Source organism: Actinomadura sp. BRA 177, assembly GCF_013372625.1.
Classification (GTDB): domain Bacteria; phylum Actinomycetota; class Actinomycetes; order Streptosporangiales; family Streptosporangiaceae; genus Spirillospora.
In genome coordinates this window covers 15459-34789 of record NZ_JABXFD010000665.1, presented here as the reverse complement: position 1 = coordinate 34789, position 19331 = coordinate 15459, and the positions used below count along the sequence as shown (strand labels likewise).

General features: G+C 71.9%; 17 protein-coding genes and 1 pseudogene. 14 read left to right on the top strand and 4 right to left on the bottom strand.

Features of this window, described 5'->3' with window-relative positions:
- Window positions 1-144: 144 nt before the first annotated feature.
- From HUX53_RS37050 to HUX53_RS37020, 8 genes and pseudogenes are all read left to right on the top strand, one after another.
- Window positions 145-1320: a CDP-glycerol glycerophosphotransferase family protein gene (locus HUX53_RS37050; protein WP_176407936.1), complete on the top strand. Its 1176-nt coding sequence runs from the start codon at window positions 145-147 to the stop codon at window positions 1318-1320.
- The gene (locus HUX53_RS37045; protein ID WP_176407935.1) at window positions 1304-2536 is read left to right on the top strand and encodes a glycosyltransferase; all 1233 of its coding nucleotides are present in this window, start codon (window positions 1304-1306) and stop codon (window positions 2534-2536) included. The genes HUX53_RS37050 and HUX53_RS37045 overlap by 17 nt, the downstream gene beginning before the upstream one ends.
- Window positions 2537-2560: 24 nt before the next feature.
- Window positions 2561-3742, top strand: coding sequence for an acyl-CoA dehydrogenase family protein (locus tag HUX53_RS37040; protein ID WP_176407934.1), 1182 nt, complete (start codon window positions 2561-2563; stop codon window positions 3740-3742).
- Window positions 3739-4518 (top strand): SDR family oxidoreductase, encoded by a 780-nt coding sequence (locus HUX53_RS37035; RefSeq protein WP_176407933.1) that lies wholly within the window; start codon window positions 3739-3741, stop codon window positions 4516-4518. Before HUX53_RS37040 ends, HUX53_RS37035 begins: the two co-directional genes overlap by 4 nt.
- 7 nt (window positions 4519-4525) lie before the next feature.
- Complete coding sequence (locus HUX53_RS37030) at window positions 4526-5143, top strand: TetR/AcrR family transcriptional regulator (RefSeq protein WP_176407932.1); 618 nt, start codon at window positions 4526-4528, stop codon at window positions 5141-5143.
- A gap of 23 nt (window positions 5144-5166) precedes the next feature.
- A complete protein-coding gene (locus tag HUX53_RS37025) occupies window positions 5167-6321 on the top strand; it encodes an acetyl-CoA C-acetyltransferase (RefSeq protein WP_176407931.1) in 1155 nt (384 codons plus the stop codon).
- A 129-nt stretch (window positions 6322-6450) separates the two neighbouring features.
- A pseudogene (locus HUX53_RS42070) lies at window positions 6451-6636 on the top strand (NADH:flavin oxidoreductase); the annotation flags it as partial.
- A 112-nt stretch (window positions 6637-6748) separates the two neighbouring features.
- Window positions 6749-7534: a hypothetical protein gene (locus HUX53_RS37020; RefSeq protein WP_255205993.1), complete on the top strand. Its 786-nt coding sequence runs from the start codon at window positions 6749-6751 to the stop codon at window positions 7532-7534.
- Window positions 7535-7541: 7 nt separating this feature from the next.
- Here the strand turns inward: HUX53_RS37020 and HUX53_RS37015 are convergent, their stop codons facing one another.
- From HUX53_RS37015 to HUX53_RS37005, 3 genes are read right to left on the bottom strand one after another with little or no spacing between them, the layout of a single operon-like run.
- A complete protein-coding gene (locus HUX53_RS37015) occupies window positions 7542-9197 on the bottom strand; it encodes a glycerol-3-phosphate dehydrogenase/oxidase (RefSeq protein ID WP_176407930.1) in 1656 nt (551 codons plus the stop codon).
- A 38-nt stretch (window positions 9198-9235) separates the two neighbouring features.
- Window positions 9236-10753: a glycerol kinase GlpK gene (gene glpK / locus HUX53_RS37010; RefSeq protein WP_176407929.1), complete on the bottom strand. Its 1518-nt coding sequence runs from the start codon at window positions 10751-10753 to the stop codon at window positions 9236-9238.
- Window positions 10754-10788: 35 nt separating this feature from the next.
- Window positions 10789-11634 (bottom strand): MIP/aquaporin family protein, encoded by an 846-nt coding sequence (locus HUX53_RS37005; RefSeq protein WP_176407928.1) that lies wholly within the window; start codon window positions 11632-11634, stop codon window positions 10789-10791.
- Between the two features lie 246 nt (window positions 11635-11880).
- On the opposite strand from HUX53_RS37005, the gene HUX53_RS37000 reads away from it, so the two are divergent.
- Together HUX53_RS37000 and glpK (HUX53_RS36995) are read left to right on the top strand one after the other, a co-directional pair.
- Window positions 11881-12648: an IclR family transcriptional regulator gene (locus HUX53_RS37000; protein WP_176407927.1), complete on the top strand. Its 768-nt coding sequence runs from the start codon at window positions 11881-11883 to the stop codon at window positions 12646-12648.
- 24 nt (window positions 12649-12672) lie between these two features.
- Complete coding sequence (gene glpK, locus HUX53_RS36995; protein WP_176407926.1) at window positions 12673-14199, top strand: glycerol kinase GlpK; 1527 nt, start codon at window positions 12673-12675, stop codon at window positions 14197-14199.
- Here the strand turns inward: glpK (HUX53_RS36995) and HUX53_RS36990 are convergent.
- Entirely contained in the window at window positions 14196-15341 is a 1146-nt protein-coding gene (locus tag HUX53_RS36990; protein ID WP_176407937.1) for an acyl-CoA dehydrogenase family protein, read from the bottom strand. The two genes, glpK (HUX53_RS36995) and HUX53_RS36990, sit on opposite strands and share 4 nt — an antisense overlap.
- 91 nt (window positions 15342-15432) lie before the next feature.
- Here HUX53_RS36990 and HUX53_RS36985 point away from each other — a divergent pair, with 91 nt between their 5' ends.
- From HUX53_RS36985 to HUX53_RS36970, 4 genes are read left to right on the top strand one after another with little or no spacing between them, the layout of a single operon-like run.
- Complete coding sequence (locus HUX53_RS36985; RefSeq protein WP_176407925.1) at window positions 15433-16128, top strand: GntR family transcriptional regulator; 696 nt, start codon at window positions 15433-15435, stop codon at window positions 16126-16128.
- A 49-nt stretch (window positions 16129-16177) separates the two neighbouring features.
- Window positions 16178-16954 (top strand): enoyl-CoA hydratase/isomerase family protein, encoded by a 777-nt coding sequence (locus tag HUX53_RS36980; protein ID WP_176407924.1) that lies wholly within the window; start codon window positions 16178-16180, stop codon window positions 16952-16954.
- Window positions 16955-16963: 9 nt separating this feature from the next.
- Window positions 16964-18139, top strand: coding sequence for an acyl-CoA dehydrogenase family protein (locus HUX53_RS36975; RefSeq protein ID WP_176407923.1), 1176 nt, complete (start codon window positions 16964-16966; stop codon window positions 18137-18139).
- Between the two features lie 3 nt (window positions 18140-18142).
- Complete coding sequence (locus HUX53_RS36970) at window positions 18143-19330, top strand: CaiB/BaiF CoA-transferase family protein (protein WP_176407922.1); 1188 nt, start codon at window positions 18143-18145, stop codon at window positions 19328-19330.
- Window position 19331 lies beyond the last annotated feature (1 nt).

Below are 19331 nucleotides of genomic sequence, written 5' to 3'. Positions count from 1 at the left end.
TTTATTTATTTGTTGTAGGGTTCGGTGAGCGCCGGGCTCTCCGCTATCCTCGTCGTCGGCGGGGTCAGAGGTGTATAAGAGAGCGCGCGGGGGCTGGGCAAGGGCGTCCGGCGCGGGCTGACCTCGCGCAAGACCAAGATCGCCGTGTTCAACCGGGTGCTGAGCCGGCTGCCCGTCCGGCCTGGCCTGGCGGTCTTCGAGAGCCACCTCGGCCGGCACTATTCGGACAATCCCAAGTACATCTACCGGGAGCTGCGCAGGACGGGCCGGCCGGTGCGCGCGGTGTGGGCGTACGCGTCGTCCCCGAAGGGGTTCCCGGACGACGCCGCGCTGGTCCGGCGCGGCTCGTGGGCGTACTTCCTGGCGCTGGCGCGCGCTCGGTTCTGGGTGGACAACCAGGGCTATCCGGAGGGTCTCCGCAAACGCCCTGAGACCACCTATATCCAGACCTGGCACGGCTCGGCGTTCAAGCTGATGGGGCTCGACCAGCCGCGCGTCAAGAGCGGCCCCGCCGCCCAGCGGGACAAGCTGCGCCGCATGGTGGAGCGCTACGACTGCTTCCTGGTGCGCTCCGGGCACGACGCCGAGACGCTCTGCGCGGGCCTCGGGGTCTGCGCCGAGCTGCTCCCGGCCGGCTATCCCCGCAACGACCCCCTGGTCAACGGGGTGAACGGCGATCCCGAGCTGGCCGCCGAGGTCGCCTCGCTCCGCGCGTCCCTCGGCCTGGACGACGGGCGCCGCGCCGTCCTGTACGCGCCGACGTTCACCACCGGGCCGAAGGGGCGTCCGGTCAAGCTGCTCGACCCGCCCATCGACCCCGAGGTGTTCGCCCGGGAGCTGGGCGAGGAGTACGTGCTGCTCGTCCGGCCGCACTACCTGTGCAAGGCCAACGTCCCGCCCGGAGCCCGCTCGGTCATGCGGGACGTCGGCGGAGTGCCCGACGTCACCCCGCTGCTGCTGCTCGCGGACGCGCTGATCACCGACCACTCCTCGATCATGTTCGACTTCGCGCTGCTCGACCGGCCGATCATCCTGCACCTCCCGGACGGCCGCGACCTCACCGCCGGCTACTTCGACCTGGACCGGCACGGGCCCGGGCCGATCACCCGCACGGAGGACGAGCTCGTCGCCGCGCTCGCCGGACTGGACGCGGCGGAGGCCGGCCACGCGGCCCGGCGCCGCGCGTTCGCCGCGCGCTTCGGCGAGCACGACCGGGGCACCGCCGCCCGGACGGTGGTGGACCGCTACTTCCCGGCCGCACGGCCGCGCAACAGGGGCGACAGGGGCGACAGGGGGGAACGCAATGGCCGCACCGCGTGACGTCTTCATCGTGTGCAACAACGCCGACGACATGGGCGGGCTCCAGCGCTGGGCGCACCACATGGCGCGGCTGCTGGCCGGACGCGGCGACCGCGTCACGCTCGTCGGGATCACCCCCAGCCTGGAGCCGTATCACCACGGCCGCGACGGCTCCTACGCCGTCGAGGTGCTGCACCGGGATTGGCGTTCGCCGGTGCTGGCGTGGCGGCCGAAGAAGCCCTTGGAGCACCTGAACGCGGCGGCGCGCGCGCGGGAGCTGCGCCGGGCGGCGGCCCAGCGGCGCGGCGCCGCCCGGCTGTCGGAGCTGTTCGCCGCCGCGCGGCCGGGATCGGTGGTCATCGTGGCGCAGGTGTGGGCGATGGAGTGGGTGCGGCTGGCCGACACGTCCGGGCTGCGGGTCGTCGCGATGAGCCACGAGTCGTTCAAGGCCACCCGCAGGTCGACGCGGTACCGGCGGGTCAGGGAGCACTACGCGGACGCCGACCGGATGCTCGTGCTGACCGCCGAGGACGCCGACGCCTGGGCCCGGGACGGCATGACCAACGCGGACTACATCCCGAACCTGCTGCACGTCACGCCGTCCGTCCATCCCACGCTGGATCTGCCCGTGGTCGCCTGTGTCGGGCGCCTGTCGTATGAGAAGGGCATCGATCTGATGCTGGAGGCGTGGGAACGGGTCTCCGCACGCCATCCGGAGTGGCGTCTCCACATCTACGGAAACGGCCCGGACGAGGAGCAACTGCGCGCGCAGGCGGCCGGAATGTCCGGCTCTGTGGAGTTCCGGGGTGTGGTCGCCGACGTCGAGGAGGCGCTCGTCGAGGCGTCGGTCTTCGCGCTGCCGTCGCGGGCGGAGGGCTTCCCGATGTCGGTGCTGGAGGCCATGGCGTACGGGCTGCCGACGGTGGCGTTCGACTGCGCGCCGGGCGTCCGTACGCTGATCGAGGACGACCGCGGCGGCATTCTCGTCGAGCCGGGCGACACGGTCGCGTTCGCCGCCGTGCTGGAGCGCCTCATCGAGGACCCCGGCCTGCGCCGGGCCCTGGGCGCCGAGGCCCGCGCCGCGGTGCTGCGGTTCCACCCGGACTCCGTCCTCGCCCGCTGGGACCGGCTGTTCGACCTGCTCCACCGCGATCTGCCGCCGGCCGTGCCGGAGCGTCCGCCCGCGCCGGTCCCGGAGCGGCCGGCCGAACCCGCGCTGGGGGGTGATTCTTTCTAACAACTGTTTGGTAGAGTCCGTGGCGTGAACCAGAACGAGTCGCCGGCGGACCGCGCGTTCCGCGCCGAGGTCCGCGACTGGCTCCAGGCGAACCTGTCGGGGGAGTTCGCGCACGCCCGCGGGCTCGGCGGCCCCGGCCGCGAGCACGAGGCGTTCGAGGAGCGGCTGGCCTGGGAGCGGCACATGGCCGCCGCCGGCTGGACGTGCGTCGGCTGGCCGGTGGAGTACGGCGGACGCGGCGCCAGCCTTGAGCAGCAGGTCATCTTCCACGAGGAGTACGCGCTCGCCGACGGCCCCGCCCGCGTCAACCACATCGGCGAGAACCTGCTCGGCCCCACGATCATCGCGTTCGGCACCGACGAGCAGAAGGCCCGCTTCCTCCCGCCGATCGTGGCGGTCGAGGAGCTGTGGTGCCAGGGCTACTCCGAGCCCAACGCCGGGTCCGACCTCGCCAACGTCCAGACCCGCGCCGAACTGGCCGGCGACCACTGGACGATCAACGGCCAGAAGGTGTGGACGTCCCTCGCCCTCGAATCGGACTGGTGCTTCGTCGTCTGCCGCACCGAGCCCGGCTCGTCCCGGCACAAGGGCCTGTCGTACCTGCTCGTCCCGATGAAGCAGGACGGCGTCGACATCCGGCCGATCATCCAGCTGACCGGCACCTCCGAGTTCAACGAGGTGTTCTTCGACGGCGCCCGCACCGGCGCCGGCAACATCGTCGGCGCGCCCGGCGAGGGCTGGAAGATCGCGATGGCGACGCTCGGGTTCGAGCGCGGCGTCGCGACCCTCGGCCAGCAGGTCGGGTTCGCCCGCGAGTTCGAGGGCGTCGCCGACCTCGCGCGGCGCACCGGCGCCATCGACGACCCGCTGCTGCGCGACCGGCTGACCCGCTCGTACATGGGCCTGGAGATCATGCGGCTGAACGCCGTCCGGACGATGGCCGGCGTCGCCGCCGGCGCGCCCGGTCCCGAGTCGTCCATCTCCAAGCTCGTCTGGGGCACCTGGCACCGGGAGCTGGGCGAACTCGCCATGGACGTCCTCGGCGCCGCCGGTCTCGTCGCCGACGGGGAGCCGTACGACCTGAACGACTGGCAGCGGCTGTTCCTTTTCTCCCGCTCCGACACGATCTACGCCGGCTCGAACGAGATCCAGCGCAACATCATCGCCGAGCGCGTGCTCGGCCTCCCGAGAGAGGCACGCGGATGACGCCGCCCCCTTACGTCCCCGGACACGGCCTCCTCAAGGACCGCGCCGTCGTGATCACCGCGGCGGCCGGGGCCGGCATCGGCGGCGCCACCGCGCGCCGCTGCCTGGAGGAGGGCGCCCGCGTCCTGATCTCCGACACGCACGAGCGGCGGCTCACCGCGTCCGCGCAGGAGCTGGAGAAGGAGTTCGGCGCCGACCGCGTCGCCTCCCTCCCGTGCGACGTCACGTCCGAGGAGCAGGTGCAGGCCCTCTACGACCTGGCCGTGGAGCGCTTCGGGCGCATCGACGTCGCCGTCAACAACGCCGGCCTCGGCGGGACGGCCGACCTCGTCGACATGGCTGACGAGCAGTGGGACCGCGTGATCGACATCACCCTCAACGGCACCATGCGCTGCACCCGCGCCGCCCTGCGCATCATGCGCGGCCAGGGCGCGGGCGTCATCGTCAACAACGCCTCGGTGATCGGCTGGCGCGCCCAGAAGGGCCAGTCGCACTACGCCGCCGCGAAGGCCGGTGTCATGGCGCTCACCCGCTGCTCCGCGCTGGAGGCCGCCGACCACGGCGTCCGGATCAACGCCGTCTCGCCGTCCCTCGCCATGCACCCGCACCTGGTCAAGGTGACCTCGGAGGAGCTGCTGGACGAGCTGACGCGCCGCGAGGCGTTCGGACGCTACGCCGAGCCGTGGGAGGTGGCCAACGTTATCGTCTTCCTGGCCAGCGACTACTCCTCGTACATGACGGGCGAGGTCGTCTCCGTCTCCTCCCAGCACGCATAGGAAAACCATGAGTCCACGACGGCGCGACGCCGAGGGCACCGCCGCCGCCCGCGCAGAACGGCGGGCCGAGCTGCTCGCCACGGCCGCCGAGGTGTTCGCCTCCCAGGGCTACTCCGCCACCACCGTCCGGAAGGTCGCCGACGCCGCCGGCATCCTCGGCGGCAGCCTCTACTACCACTTCGACTCCAAGGAGTCGATGGCCGACGAGATCCTCCGGACGTTTCTGGACGAGATGTGGGCCGGGTACGAGCGCGTCCTCGACTCCGGGCTCAGCGCCCGCGACACCCTGGAGGCCATCGTCGTCGAGTCGTTCCGCTCGATAGACCGGCACCGGCCCGCCGTCGTCCTCTACCAGAACGAGTCCAAGCACCTCGCGAACAGCGAACGGTTCCACTACCTCCTCGACTCGCAGCGCCGGTTCGAGGAGATGTGGCTGTCGCTGCTCGACCGCGGCGTCAAGGAGGGCGCGTTCCGCGCCGACCTCGACCGGACCCTCGTGTACCGCTTCATCCGCGACACCGTCTGGCTCGCGGCGAACTGGTACCAGCACGGCGGGCGGCTGTCCGCCGACGACATCGCCAAGCAGTACCTCGCCATGTTCCTCGAAGGCATCCAGGCGAGCTAGACCCTGTACGAAGGAGAAGACCCATGGCCGAGGCATACATCGTCGACGCCGTCCGCGCCCCGGTGGGACGGCGCAACGGCGGGCTCGCCGGCGTGCACCCCGCCGACCTCGGCGCGCACGTCCTCACCGCGCTGATGGACCGCACGAAGGTCGACCCGTCCGCCGTCGAGGACGTCGTGTTCGGCTGCGTCGACACCATCGGGCCGCAGGCCGGCGACATCGCCCGCACCTGCTGGCTCGCCGCCGGCCTCCCCGAGGAGGTCCCCGGCGTCACCGTCGACCGGCAGTGCGGCTCCTCCCAGCAGGCCGTGCACTTCGCCGCGCAGGCCGTCCTGTCCGGGACGTCCGACCTGGTCGTGGCGGGCGGCGTGCAGAACATGTCGCAGATCCCGATCGCGTCCGCGATGACCGCCGCCGCGCCGCTCGGCTTCACCGAGGGCCCCTTCGCCGGCTCCAAGGGCTGGACGCGCCGCTACGGCGACACCGAGGTCTCCCAGTTCAACGGCGCCGAGATGATCGCCCGCGACTGGGACCTGTCCCGCGAGGACATGGAGGCCTTCGCCTACGAGTCGCACCAGCGGGCCATCCGCGCCATCGACGAGGGCCGCTTCCAGCGCGAGATCGCCCCCTACGAGGACGTCGCCAACGACGAGGGCCCGCGCCGCGACACTACGCTGGAGAAGATGGCCGGCCTGAAGACCCTCGTGGACGGCGGGCGCCTCACCGCGGCCGTCTCGTCCCAGATCTCCGACGGCTCCGCCGCGCTGCTCATCGCGTCCGAGCAGGCCGTCAAGGACCACGGCCTCACCCCGCGCGCCCGCATCCACCACATCTCCGCGCGCGGCGAGGACCCGATCCGGATGCTGTCCGCGCCGATCCCCGCCACCGCGTACGCGCTGAAGAAGACCGGCATGACGATCGGCGACATCGACGCCGTCGAGATCAACGAGGCGTTCGCGTCCGTCGTCCTCGCCTGGCTGAAGGAGACCGGCGCCGACCCGGCGAAGGTCAACCCCAACGGCGGCGCCATCGCCCTCGGCCACCCCCTCGGCGCCACCGGCGCCCGCCTCATGACCACCCTCCTCCACGAACTGGACCGCACCGGCGGCCGCTACGGCCTCCAGACCATGTGCGAGGGCGGCGGCCAGGCCAACGTCACCATCCTCGAACGCCTCTGATCCGCCGGGCCCGCGGCGCCGCCGCGGGCCCCATCCCCTCCGGAGCCGACCGTGGACGTGTTCGACAAGGGGCAGCTCGGGCCGCTGACGCTGCGCAATCGGGTGATCAAGGCCGCGACGTTCGAGGGGATGACCCCGGACGCGGTGGTGACCGACGACCTGATCGAGTACCACCGGCGGCCGGCCGCCGGGGGAGTGGCCATGACGACCGTCGCGTACTGCGCGGTCTCGCCCGAGGGCCGGACGGAGCGGGGGCAGGTCTGGATGCGGCCCGACGCCGTCCCCGGGCTGCGCCGCCTCACCGACGCCGTGCACGCCGAGGGCGCCGCCGCGTCCGCCCAGATCGGGCACGCCGGGCCGGTCGCCGACTCCAGCTCCAACAAGCTGCCCGCCATCTCGGCCGGACGCTTCCTTCAATCCGCTCGGCATGGCCTTCACCAAGCCCGCCACGGCCGACGACATCGACCGCATCACCCGCGCCCACGCCGAGGCCGCGCGCCTCGCGATCGAGGCCGGCTTCGACGCCGTGGAGATGCACTTCGGGCACAACTACCTGGCCAGCTCGTTCCTCAGCCCCCGCCTCAACCGGCGCAAGGACGCCTACGGCGGCCCGATCGAGAACCGCGCCAAGGTCGCGCTCGGCATCGCCCGCGCCGTCCGCGACGAGGTCGGCGACCGCATCGCGGTCACCGCCAAGCTGAACATGCGCGACGGCGTCCGCGGCGGCCTGGAGATCGACGACAGCCTGTACGTCGCCCGGAAACTCCAGGAAGAGGGCACGGTCGACGCCCTCGAACTGACGGCCGGCAGCTCACTGCTCAACCCGATGTACCTCTTCCGCGGCCCGATGCCCATCCCCGAGTTCGCCGCGAGCTACAAGCTCCCCATGCGCATCGGCATGCGCATGTTCGGCAAGCAGTTCCTGCGCGTCTACCCCTACCAGGACACCTACCTGCTGGAGCACGCCCGCAGGTTCCGCGCCGAACTCGATCTCCCGCTGATCCTGCTGGGCGGCATCACCACCCGCGAGACCATGGACAAGGCCATGTCGGAGGGCTTCCAGTTCGTCGCCATGGCCCGCGCCCTCCTCCGAGAGCCGGACCTGGTCAACCGCATCGCCGCCGACCCGTCCACTCCGTCCCTGTGCACCCACTGCAACCACTGCGTTCCCACCATCTACAAGGGCACCCACTGCCCCCTCATCCCGACCTGACGGCCGCCTAAGCGGCGGCCTCCGCGATTGCGGCGCCGCCGCGGCGTTCTTCGGTGGTTCGGCGGACGTAGCGTTTGATCTCGTCGTTGGTCTCCTCGTCGTCCCAGCCCAGGAGGGGGGCGACCAGTTCGGCTACGCGGGTCGCCGCGGTGACGCCGCCGTCCCATTCCTCGATGGCGGCGCGGAGGCGGCGGGCGAGGACGTCCTCCAGGTGCAGGGCGCCCTCGTGCGTGACCGCGTACACGGCCTCGGCGCACAGGTAGTCCTTGGCGCCGGGGATGGGGGCGCCGAGTTCCGGGTTGTCGGTGATCAGGGCCAGGAGTTCGCGGGTGCACGACCCGTAGCGGCGCAGCAGGTGCTCGATGCGCGCGACGTGCAGGCCGGACTCGGCGGCCAGGCGGCGGCGCTCGTTCCACAGCACCTCGAAGCCGGTCGCGCCGAGGATCGGGAGGCGGGCGGTGACCGATTCGGGCACGGCGTCGTCCAGGCCCTCGGCGACGACGTCGATCGTGTCCTCCGCCATCACCCGGTAGGTGGTGAACTTGCCGCCCGTGACGACGACGAGGCCCGGCACCGGCTCCGCGACCGCGTGCTCGCGCGACAGGCGGGTGGTGTCGTCCATCTCGCCGGACAGCAGCGGGCGCAGCCCCGCGTAGACGCCCTCGATGTCGCCGTGCGTGAGCGGGGTCCGCAGGACGGCGTTCGCCTGGTCGAGGAGGTAGCCGATGTCGGTGTGGCCGGCGACGGGCTCGTCCGGCCCGTCGTCGTGCGGGGTGTCGGTGGTGCCGACGAGCCAGTGCCGCCCCCACGGGATGATGAACAGCACGCTCTTGGCGGTCCGGGTGATGAGGCCGGTGTCCATCGGGATGCGGTCGCGCGGCACCACCAGGTGGACGCCCTTGGACGCCCGCACGGCGAACGCGGCCCGGGAACCGGTCATCGCCTGCACGCCGTCCGTCCACACGCCGGTCGCGCACACCACGCGGCGGGCCCGCACGCTGATCTCCCGGCCGCCCTCCAGATCGACGACGGTGGCGCCGGTGACCCGCTCGCCCTCGCGCAGGAACCCGGTGACCTCGGCGCGGGTGGCGACCTTCGCGCCGTACTGCGCGGCCGTCCGGGCGACCGTCATCGTGTACCGGGCGTCGTCCACCTGCGCGTCGTAGTACTGGACGGCGCCGACCAGCGCGTCCGGCCGCAGGGCCGGGGCCCGCCGCAGCGCGCCGCGCCGGGTCAGCTGCCGGTGCCGGGGGAGCGCGCGGCTGCCGCCCATCGTGTCGTACAAAGTGACGCCCGCGCTGACGTAGGCCCGCTCCCACACCCGGTTGCGCAGCGGATAAAGGAACTGGACGGGACGCACCAGGTGCGGCGCGAGCCGGTGCAGGAGCAGGCCGCGTTCCCGCAGCGCCTCCCGCACGAGCCCGAAGTCGCGCTGCTCCAGGTACCGCAGCCCGCCGTGGATCAGCTTGCTGGAGCGGCCGGACGTCCCGGCCGCCCAGTCCCGCGCCTCCACGAGGGCGACGGACAGCCCCCGCGAGACCGCGTCGAGGGCCGCGCCGGCGCCGACGATGCCGCCGCCGACGACCAGGACGTCGAACTCGGTCTCGGCGAGGCCGCGCAGGGTGTCCTCGCGATACCGCGGACCGAGCGCTACGGGTGTCACTGCATCCTCCCAAGGGATCGTTTGAGGGCCAGGCCGGATTAGTCGAGATCGATCCAGTCGAGGGTTCGGGTGACGGCCTTCTTCCAGCCGGCGTAGCCGGCCTGACGCTGGTCGTCGGTCCAGGTGGGGGTCCAGCGTTTGTCCTCGTTCCAGTTCTGGCGGAGTTCGTCGGTGGTGTTCCAGAACCCGACGGCCAGCCCGGCGGCGTAGGCGGCGCCCAGGGCGGTGGTCTCGGCGACGACCGGGCGGGAGACGGGGACGCCGAGGATGTCGGCCTGCATCTGCATGCACAGCTCGTTGGCCGTGATGCCGCCATCGACGCGCAGCGTGTCCAGGGAGACGCCGGAGTCCTCGCGCATCGCCTCGACGACGTCGCGCGACTGGTAGCAGATGGCTTCGAGCGTCGCGCGGGCGACGTGGGCGTTGGTGTTGAACCGGGACAGCCCGACGATCGCGCCGCGCGCGTCCGACCGCCAGTACGGCGCGAACAGGCCGGAGAACGCCGGGACGAAGTACACGCCGCCGTTGTCCTCGACCTGCCTGGCAAGGGACTCGCTCTCGGCGGCACCCGAGATGATGCCAAGCTGGTCCCGCAGCCACTGGACCGCCGACCCGGTCACCGCGATCGACCCTTCGAGCGCGTAGACGGGCTTCTCGGATCCGAACTGGTAGCAGACGGTCGTCAGCAGGCCGCTCTTCGACCGGACGAGCTCGTTCCCGGTGTTGAGCAGCAGGAAGTTGCCGGTGCCGTAGGTGTTCTTGGCCTCGCCGGGTGCGAAGCACACCTGCCCGACGGTCGCCGCCTGCTGGTCGCCGAGCGCGGCGGTGAGTGGCACCTCGCCGCCGAACGGGCCGTCCGGACGCGTGAGCCCGTAGGCGTCGGACGCGGAGGACGGCCGGATCTCCGGCAGCATCGAGCGGGGGATGCCGAAGAACGACAGGAGCTCGTCGTCCCAGGAGAGGGTCTCCAGGTCCATCAGCATGGTGCGGCTGGCGTTGGTCGGGTCGGTGACGTGGACGCCGCCGTCCGTCCCGCCGGTGAGGTTCCACAGCACCCATGAGTCGGTCGTGCCGAAGATCGCGTCGCCGTTCTCGGCGGCCTCGCGGACCCCGTCGACGTTCTCCAGGATCCACTGGACCTTGCCGCCGGAGAAGTAGGTCGCCGGCGGCAGCCCGGCCTTGCGGCGGATGACGTCGCCCCTGCCGTCCCGCTCCAGGGCGGCGGCGATGCGGTCGGTGCGGGTGTCCTGCCAGACGATCGTGTTGTAGTAGGGGCGGCCGGTGCGCCGGTTCCACACCACGGCCGTCTCGCGCTGGTTGGTGATGCCGACCGCGGCGAGGTCGGCGTGGCCCAGGTCCGCCTTGTTCAGCGCGGACTGGACGACGGCGCGGGTCCGCTCCCAGATCTCGGTCGGATTGTGCTCGACCCAGCCGGCCCGCGGCAGGATCTGCTCGTGCTCCAGCTGGTGGCGGGCGATCTCGTTCCCGCCGTGGTCGAAGATCATGAAGCGGGTGCTGGTCGTGCCCTGGTCGAGGGCCCCGACGAAGTCGGCCATGCGCGCGGTCTCCTGGGACGTGGGGACGGGACGGGTCAGGCGGTCTCGTACTGCGGTTCGGGCTTCGCGGTCTCCTGGGGCGGCTCCTCCTCGGCGGGCAGGAACCGTCCGATCAGGGCCTTGTAGAGCCCGACGCCGAGGACGCCGCCGATGAGCGGGCCGACGATCGGGACCCAGAAGTACAGGTGGCCGTACTGGTCCCGCCACGCGCCGCCGTAGCCGGTGAGGAACGAGGCGAGCCGGGGCCCGAAGTCGCGGGCCGGGTTGATCGCGTAGCCGGCGTCGGTGCCGAACGCCATGCCGATCGCCACCACCAGCAGGCCGATCATGAACGGGGCGAGGTTGGCCAGCGGCGGGGCGTTGCGCACGTCGGTCAGCGCCTTGATCACGAAGAGCAGGATGGCGGTGCCGATGATCTGGTCGCGGAACGCGCCCCAGGTGCCGACCGGGAGGGTGCCGTTGCCGGGCAGGGTCGAGAAGACGCCCTGCGTCTTGATGGTGTGGCCGGGGTCGACCTTGGCGAGCACCTCGCTGTAGTTCCACCGGACGATCAGCGCCGCGACGAACGCCCCCGCGGTCTGCGCGGCGATGTAGGGCGCCGTCTTGCGCCAGGCGAACTCCCGGAACGCGGCGAGGGCGATGGTCACGGCCGGGTTGATGTGGGCGCCGCTGATCCGCGCCGAGACGTAGACGCCGAGCGTCACGCCGAGGCCCCAGGCCCAGGCGATGCTGTCGTGGCCGCCGAGGCCGGGGCCGCCGGCCACGACCTGCGCGACGACGCCGACGCCGAACAGGATGAGGATCATGGTGCCGGCGAACTCGGCCGCGAGCTCGCCGGCCAGTGCGGGGATTCTGGGTCGTTGCGCGGTGCGTTCCGTCATGGGCGCTCCTCGGCGGTGGGGTGGACGCGAGCCCCGTGAGGCTGGCCAGGACGCTAAGCCGCGACGGAACCGGCGACAACGGGACGCTGCCGACAATGTCGAACACTTTCCCCGATGCCCGGTGCCGGTTACCCTCCAGTCTGTGCACGAGATCACAGAATCCGGGCAGTTCGCGGCAGTGACGACGACGATGACGACGGCTGCCGACAATGTCGGCACCCTGCCGGGCCAACTAGCATCGGATTCATGCCCGGACCTGTGCAGTCGATCGAGCGCGCCGCCGCGATCCTGCGGCTGCTCGCCGCGAGTTCGGGCCGCCTCGGGGTCGGCGAGATCGCCAGTTCGCTGGGCCTCGCCCGGGGCACCGCGCACGGCATCCTGCGCACCCTGGAGCGCGTCGGCTTCGTCGAGCAGGACGGCGGCACCGGCAAGTACCAGCTCGGCGCCGCCCTGCTGCACCTCGGCACCAGCTACCTGGACGTCAACGAGCTGCGCTCCCGCGCCATCAACTGGGCCGACGCGCTCGCCTCGCGCAGCGGCGAGGCCGTCCGGATCGGGACGCTGCTGGAGGGGAAGGTCCTGGTCGTCCACCACGTGTTCCGGCCGGACGACACGCTCCAGGCGATGGACGTCGGGTCGCTGCTGCCGCTGCACGCCACCGCGCTCGGCAAGGCGCTGCTCGCCCACGACGCCAACGCGGCGGCGTCCATCCGCGACACCGCCCTGGAGTCGTACTGCCGCCGCACCATCACCGATCCGCGCGACCTCGCACGGGCCGCCACCCGGGTGCGGGAGAACGGCTGGGCCGCCGAGATCGAGGAGCTGTCCATCGGCGACGCCGGCATCGCCGCGCCGATCCGCGGGTACGGGGGACTCGTCGTCGGCGCCATCGGCATCTCCGGCGCGGTCGAGCGGGTCTGCGACACCCGCCGCGTCCCCGAGCCGAGGCTCGTCGCCTTCGTGCGGGACGCGGCCCGCGCCGTGTCCCGCGACCTCGGCGGCTCGCGCTGGTGACACCCGCGCGGGAGGTGGTCGAGCGTGACCGAACGGTACGTGATGTCGATCGACCAGGGCACCACGTCCACGCGGTGCATTCTGTTCGACCACGGCGGACGCCTCGTGTCGGTGACGCAGCGTGAGCACCGGCAGCACTTCCCGAGACCCGGCTGGGTCGAGCACGACCCGATGGAGATCTGGCGCAACCTTGAGCGGATCGCCCCGGAAGCGCTTGCTCAGGCGGGTGCGACCGCCGCCCAGGTCGCGGCGGTCGGGATCGCCAACCAGCGGGAGACGACGGTCCTGTGGGACCGGGTGACGGGCGTCCCGATCGGCCGCGCGATCGTGTGGCAGGACATGCGCACCGGCGCCCTCGTGGACGAGTTGTCCCGCGCCCCCGGCGCCGCGGTGGTCACCGAGCGCAGCGGGCTGCCGCTCGCCACCTACTTCTCCGCCCCGCGCATCCGCTGGCTGCTCGACCACACGCCCGGCCTGCGGGAACGTGCCGAACGCGGCGAAGTCCTGTTCGGCACGATGGAGAGCTGGCTGATCTGGAACCTGTCCGGGGGCGTCGACGGCGGCGTCCACGTCACGGACGTCACCAACGCGAGCCGCACCCTGCTGATGGACCTGCAGACCCTCGCCTGGGACGACGGCCTGCTCGACTTCTTCGGCGTGCCGAAGGCGATGCTCCCGGAGATCAGGTCGTCCACCGAGACCTACGGGACGGCCCGCCGCGTGTTCCCCGGTGTCCTCATCGGCGCCGCGCTCGGCGACCAGCAGGCCGCCCTGTTCGGGCAGACCTGCTTCGCCCCGGGCGAGACCAAGTGCACCTACGGGACGGGCGCGTTCCTGCTGATGAACACCGGCACCGCGCCGGTGAAGTCGGACAACGGGCTGCTCACCACCGTCGGCTACAAGATCGGCGACGAGCCGGCCGTGTACGCGCTGGAGGGCTCGATCGCGATCACCGGCGCGCTCGTCCAGTGGTTCCGGGACGGCCTCGGGCTGATCACCACCGCGCCGGAGATCGAGACCCTCGCCCGGTCGGTCGGCGACAACGGCGGCTGCTACATCGTCCCCGCGTTCTCCGGGCTGTTCGCCCCGCACTGGCGCAGCGAGGCGCGCGGCATCATCGTCGGCCTCACGTCCTACATCACGAAGGGGCACCTGGCGCGGGCCGTGCTGGAGGCGACCGCCTGGCAGACCCGCGAGGTGGTGGACGCGATGAACGCCGACTCCGGGCTCGGCCTGAAGGAGCTGAAGGCCGACGGCGGCATGACGTCCGACAACCTCGTCATGCAGATGGTCGCGGACGTGGTGAACGTGCCGGTGGAGCGGCCGATGGTGGTCGAGACGGTGTCGCTCGGCGCCGCCTACGCCGCCGGGCTCGCGGTCGGCTACTGGGCGGGCCTGGAAGGGCTGCGGCGCAACTGGCACCGCGCCGCCCGGTGGGTCCCGGCGATGGAGCCCGCCCGGCGCGCCACCGAGTACGACAACTGGAAGCGCGCCGTGGAGCGGACGTTCGACTGGATCCGCGCCGGCGAGGACCCGGCGGCCGCACCCTAGATCCGGTTGCGCTCGATCAGCTGTTTGACGATCACGTTGCGCTGGATCTCGTTCGTCCCCTCGCCGACGATCATCAGCGGTGCGTCGCGGAAGTAGCGCTCGACGTCGAACTCGGTGGAGTACCCGGCCGCACCGTGGATCCGGACCGCGTTCAGCGCGATCTGCATCGCCGCCTCGGACGCGTACAGCTTGGCCATGCCCGCCTCCATGTCGCAGCGCTCGCCCGCGTCCAGCAGCCGGGCGGCGTCGAGGGTGAGCAGCCGCGCCGCCCGCAGCTGCGTGGCCATGTCGGCGAGGTAGTTGCCGATCGACTGGTGCTGCCAGATCGGCTTGCCGAACGCCTCACGTTCCTGGGCGTAGCGCAGGGAGTCCTCAAGGGCGGCGCGTCCGACGCCCAGTGCTCGCGCCGCGACCTGGATGCGGCCCACTTCGAGGCCGCGCATCATCTGGGCGAAGCCGCGCCCCTCCTCGCCGCCGAGCAGCGCGTCGAGCGGCGCCTCGTAGCCGTCGAACGACAGCTCGCAGCTCTCCACGCCCTTGTAGCCGAGTTTCGGCAGGTCGCGGGAGACGGTCAGGCCGGGGCCCTGCTCCACCAGCAGGATGCTGATGCCCTTGTGGCGAGGGGATGCGGCGGGGTCGGTCTTGCACATCAGCGCGATGAGGCCCGACATCCGCGCGTTGGTGATCCACATTTTGGCGCCGTCGACGACGTACCGGTCGCCGTCCCGCCGCGCGGTCGTGCTCATCGCCTGCAGGTCGGAGCCGCCGGACGGCTCGGTGAGCGCCATCGTGGCGCGCAGCTCGCCGGTCGCCATCCGGGGCAGGTAGCGGGCCTTCTGCTCGTCGGTCCCGAACACCGCGAGCAGGTGCGAGACGACCGTATGCCCGCCGAACGCGCCGGCCAGGGTCATCCAGCCGCGCGCCAGCTCCTCGGTGACGAGCGCGTAGCACGCCTTGGACACGCTGACGTCGCCGTACGGCTCGGGGACGGCGAGCCCGTAGACGCCGAGCTCCTTCATCCGGTCGATGAGCCGGGCGGGGTAGGTGCCCGCGTGCTCCAAGTCGCGGGCGACCGGGCGGACCTCCTTGTCGACGAAGTCCGCGACGACCTCGACGATGGCGCGCTCCTCGTCGCTGAGCATGAACACGGCGCAGTCCTCCCGCACGCGAGCGATCTCTCATATATTTGATTTGAAAATACACCCCACTCACGCAACCGCATCGGGGGAGAGGATGACCGTTGCCCGTTCCGGTGGCCGCGCCCTCGGCAGGCGTCGCCAGCTGAGCGACGAGGTCGCCGCCTACGTCCGCGACCTCATCATGTCGGGGCAGGTCAGGCACGGTGAGTTCCTCCGCCTGGAGCGGATCGCCGAGGACCTTGGGATCAGCGTCACGCCCGTCCGGGAGGCGCTGCTGTCGCTGCGCGGCGAGGGGTTCGTGACCCTGGAGCCGCGCCGCGGGTTCATGCCGGCGCCGCTGACCCGGCAGGACGTCCAGGACCTGTTCGAGGCGCAGGCGTACTTCGCCGGCGAGCTGGCCGCCCGCGCCGCCGGGACGATCGCGGAGACGGAGCTGGCCTCCCTCGACCGGTTCCAGGCGCAGCTGGAGGCGGCGTCCGAGGCGGGGGACTCGGCGGGCATCGAGCGCGCCAACCACGAGTTCCACCGGCTGATCAACCTGTGCGCCGGATCGCCGAAGACGGCCTGGCTGCTGCAGACCGTGGTCCGGTACGCGCCGCGCCGGTTCTACTCCAGCATCGACGGCTGGACGCGGGCGTCGGTCGACGACCACCATCTCGTCCTCGCCGCGCTGCGGTCCGGGGACGCCGACGGCGCGCGGCAGGCGATGCGCGCCCACATCCGGCACGCGGGCACGCTGCTGGTCGTCCATCTGGAGGCGCAGGGCTTCTGGGAGACCGGGGCGGAGTGACTCCGCTTCTCCGCTCGCCGTATCGTATAAAAAATTTTCGGGAGGGCTGATGGACGACCATGTGGTCACGGTCACCGGCCGCGGCGCGGCGCGCGTGCTCACGCTGAACCGGCCGGAGGCGCGCAACGCGATCGACATCCCGATGCGGGAGCGGCTCCTGGAGGAACTGCGGCGCGCGGCCGACGACCCGGCGGTCCGGGCGATCGTGCTGACCGGCGCGGGCGGGACGTTCTCGGCGGGCGGCGACATCCGGTCGATGGAAGGCGTCGGCCCCGACGCCGTCCGGGACCGGCTCGCTCCCGTGCACAAGGCCGTCCGGCTCATCGCGACGGGCGGTACCCCCGTGATCGCGGCGGTCGAGGGCGCCGCCGCCGGGCTCGGCGTGTCCCTCGCCGCCGTCTGCGACCGCGTGGTCGCCGCCGAGGACGCCCGATTCGTCGCCGCGTTCGGCAAGGTCGGCCTCGTCGCGGACGGCGGCCTGCTCTGGACGCTCCCGCAGCGCGTCGGCATGGGACCCGCCAAGGAGATGCTCGTGTTCGGGCGGACGGTCCCCGCGCCCCGCGCCTATGAGATCGGCCTCGCCGACTCCCTCGTCCCGTCCGGCACGGCCCTCGACGCCGCGCTGGACCTGGCCGCCGAGGCCGCCGCGCTCGCCCCGCTGTCGGTCGCCGCCGCCAAGCGGCTGCTGGCCCGCGCCGACCACAGCCTGAAGCGGCTGCTGGAATCCGAGCGCGAGGAGCAGGCCGCCCTGTTCGGCAGCGCCGACTTCGCCGAGGGCCGCGCCGCGTTCGCCGGACGCCGCGCACCGCGCTTCGAAGGCCGCTGAGGAGGACGAGTGAGCAGGCTGCAGCAGACCCACGGACTGTCGGACGAGCAGCGCGAGATCATCGCGACCGTCCGCGCGTTCGTCGACAAGGAGATCCTTCCGGTCGCCACCGGCCTGGAGCACGCCGACGAGTACCCGCAGGCCATCGTGGACGGCATGAAGGACCTCGAGCTCTTCGGCCTGATGATCGGCGAGGAGCACGGCGGGCTCGGCGCGTCCCTGCTGACCTACGCCCTGGTCGTGGAGGAGCTGTCGCGCGGCTGGATGAGCGTGTCCGGCATCGTCAACACCCACTTCATCGTCGCCTGGATGATCATCCACCACGGCACGCCCGAGCAGCAGGCGCACTACCTCCCGAAGATGGCGACCGGCGAGATCCGGGGAGCCTTCTCGATGTCGGAGCCCGGCTGCGGCTCCGACGTCTCCGCGATCAAGACCCGCGCCGTCCCGGACGGCGACGACCACCTGATCAGCGGCCAGAAGATGTGGCTGACGAACGGCGGCTCCGCCAACCTCGTCGCCACGCTCGTCAAGACCGACCCAGACGCCGGCCACCGCGGCATGACCACGTTCCTCATCGACAAGACCCCTGGCTTCGGTGAGGTCGCGCCCGGCCTGACCGTCCCCGGCAAGATCGAGAAGATGGGCTACAAGGGCGTCGACACCACCGAGCTGATCTTCGACGGGTACCGTGTCCCGTCGTCCCAGATCCTCGGTAGGACACCGGGCCGCGGCTTCTACCAGATGATGGACGGCGTCGAAGTGGGCCGCGTCAACGTGGCGGCGCGCGGCTGCGGCGTCGCGAAGCGCGCCTACGAACTGGCCCTCGGCTACGCGCGCCAGCGCGAGACGTTCGGCAAGCCGATCGCCGAGCACCAGGCCGTCCTGTTCCGCCTCGCCGAGATGGCCACCAAGGTCGAGGCCGCGCACCAGATGATGGTCATGGCGGCGCGGCGCAAGGACTCCGGCGAGCGCAACGACCTTGAGGCCGGCATGGCGAAGTACCTCGCCAGCGAGTACTGCAAGGAGGTCGTCGAGGACGCCTTCCGCATCCACGGCGGCTACGCCTACTCCAAGGAGTACGAAATCGAGCGCCTCTACCGCGAGGCACCGATGCTCCTGATAGGCGAAGGCACCGCCGACATCCAAAAAATGATCATCGGCCGCCGCCTCCTGGAGGACTGACCAATGACGCTGCCATTCGAAGGGATCACGGTTGTCGCGCTGGAGCAGGCGGTGGCGGCGCCGTTCGCTACGCGGCAGCTCGCTGACCAGGGCGCGCGCGTCATCAAGGTGGAGCGGGTGGACGGCGGCGACTTCGCCCGCGCCTACGACTCGGCGGTGCGCGGCGGGCTCGGCACGCACTTCGCGTGGCTGAACCGGTCGAAGGAGTCGGTGGCGCTCGACCTGAAGCGGGACGAAGGACGCGCGATCCTCGCCGAGCTGGTCGTGAACGCCGACGTGTTCCTGCAGAACCTGGCGCCCGGTGCGGCGGCGCGGCTCGGGTTCGGCGCGGAGGTGCTCCGGGCCCGCGACCCCCGCCTCATCGTGGTCGACATGTCCGGATACGGGACGAGCGGCCCGTACCGGGACAAGCGCGCCTACGACATGCTCGTCCAGGCCGAGGCCGGGCTGATCTCCGTCACCGGCACCCCGGAGACGCCCGTGAAGGCGGGGTCGCCGCTGGCCGACATCGCCGCCGGCATGTACGCCTTCTCCGGCGTGCTCGCCGCGCTCGTCCGGCGCGGCAACACGGGGCAGGGCGCGTCGATCGAGATCGCGATGTTCGACGCGGTCGCCGAGTGGATGACCCAGGCGATGTACACGACGCTCTACACGGGGTCGGTGCCACCGCGCACCCGGCTCAGCCACCCGGTGATCGCCCCCTACGACGCCTATCCGACCGCCGATGGCGTGGACGTGGTCATCGGCGTGCAGAACGACAGGGGTTGGGCGGCGCTGGCCACCGGGGTCTTGGACAAGCCCGACCTGGTCACCGACCCCGAGTATGCGACCAACCGGGCACGCGTCCGCAACCGGGAGAAGGTGGACGCGATCGTCGCCGCTGTCACGTCCGGCATGGGCCAGGACGAGTTGCTGAGGCGGCTCGACGGCGCGGGTGTCGCCAACGCGTCGCTGAACGACGGGCACGGCCTGATCGCCCACCCGCAACTCGCCGAGCGGGACCGCTGGCGCGAGGTGGGCTCCCCGGTCGGCGACATCCGGGCGCTCCTCCCGCCGATCACGTTCGCGGACGCCGAGCCCCGCATGGACCCGATCCCGTCCTTCGGCGAGCACACCGACGCCGTCCTGCGCGAACTCGGCCGCGACGGCGCCGCGATCGCCGCCCTCCGCGCCGCCGGCACGGTCGCCTGAG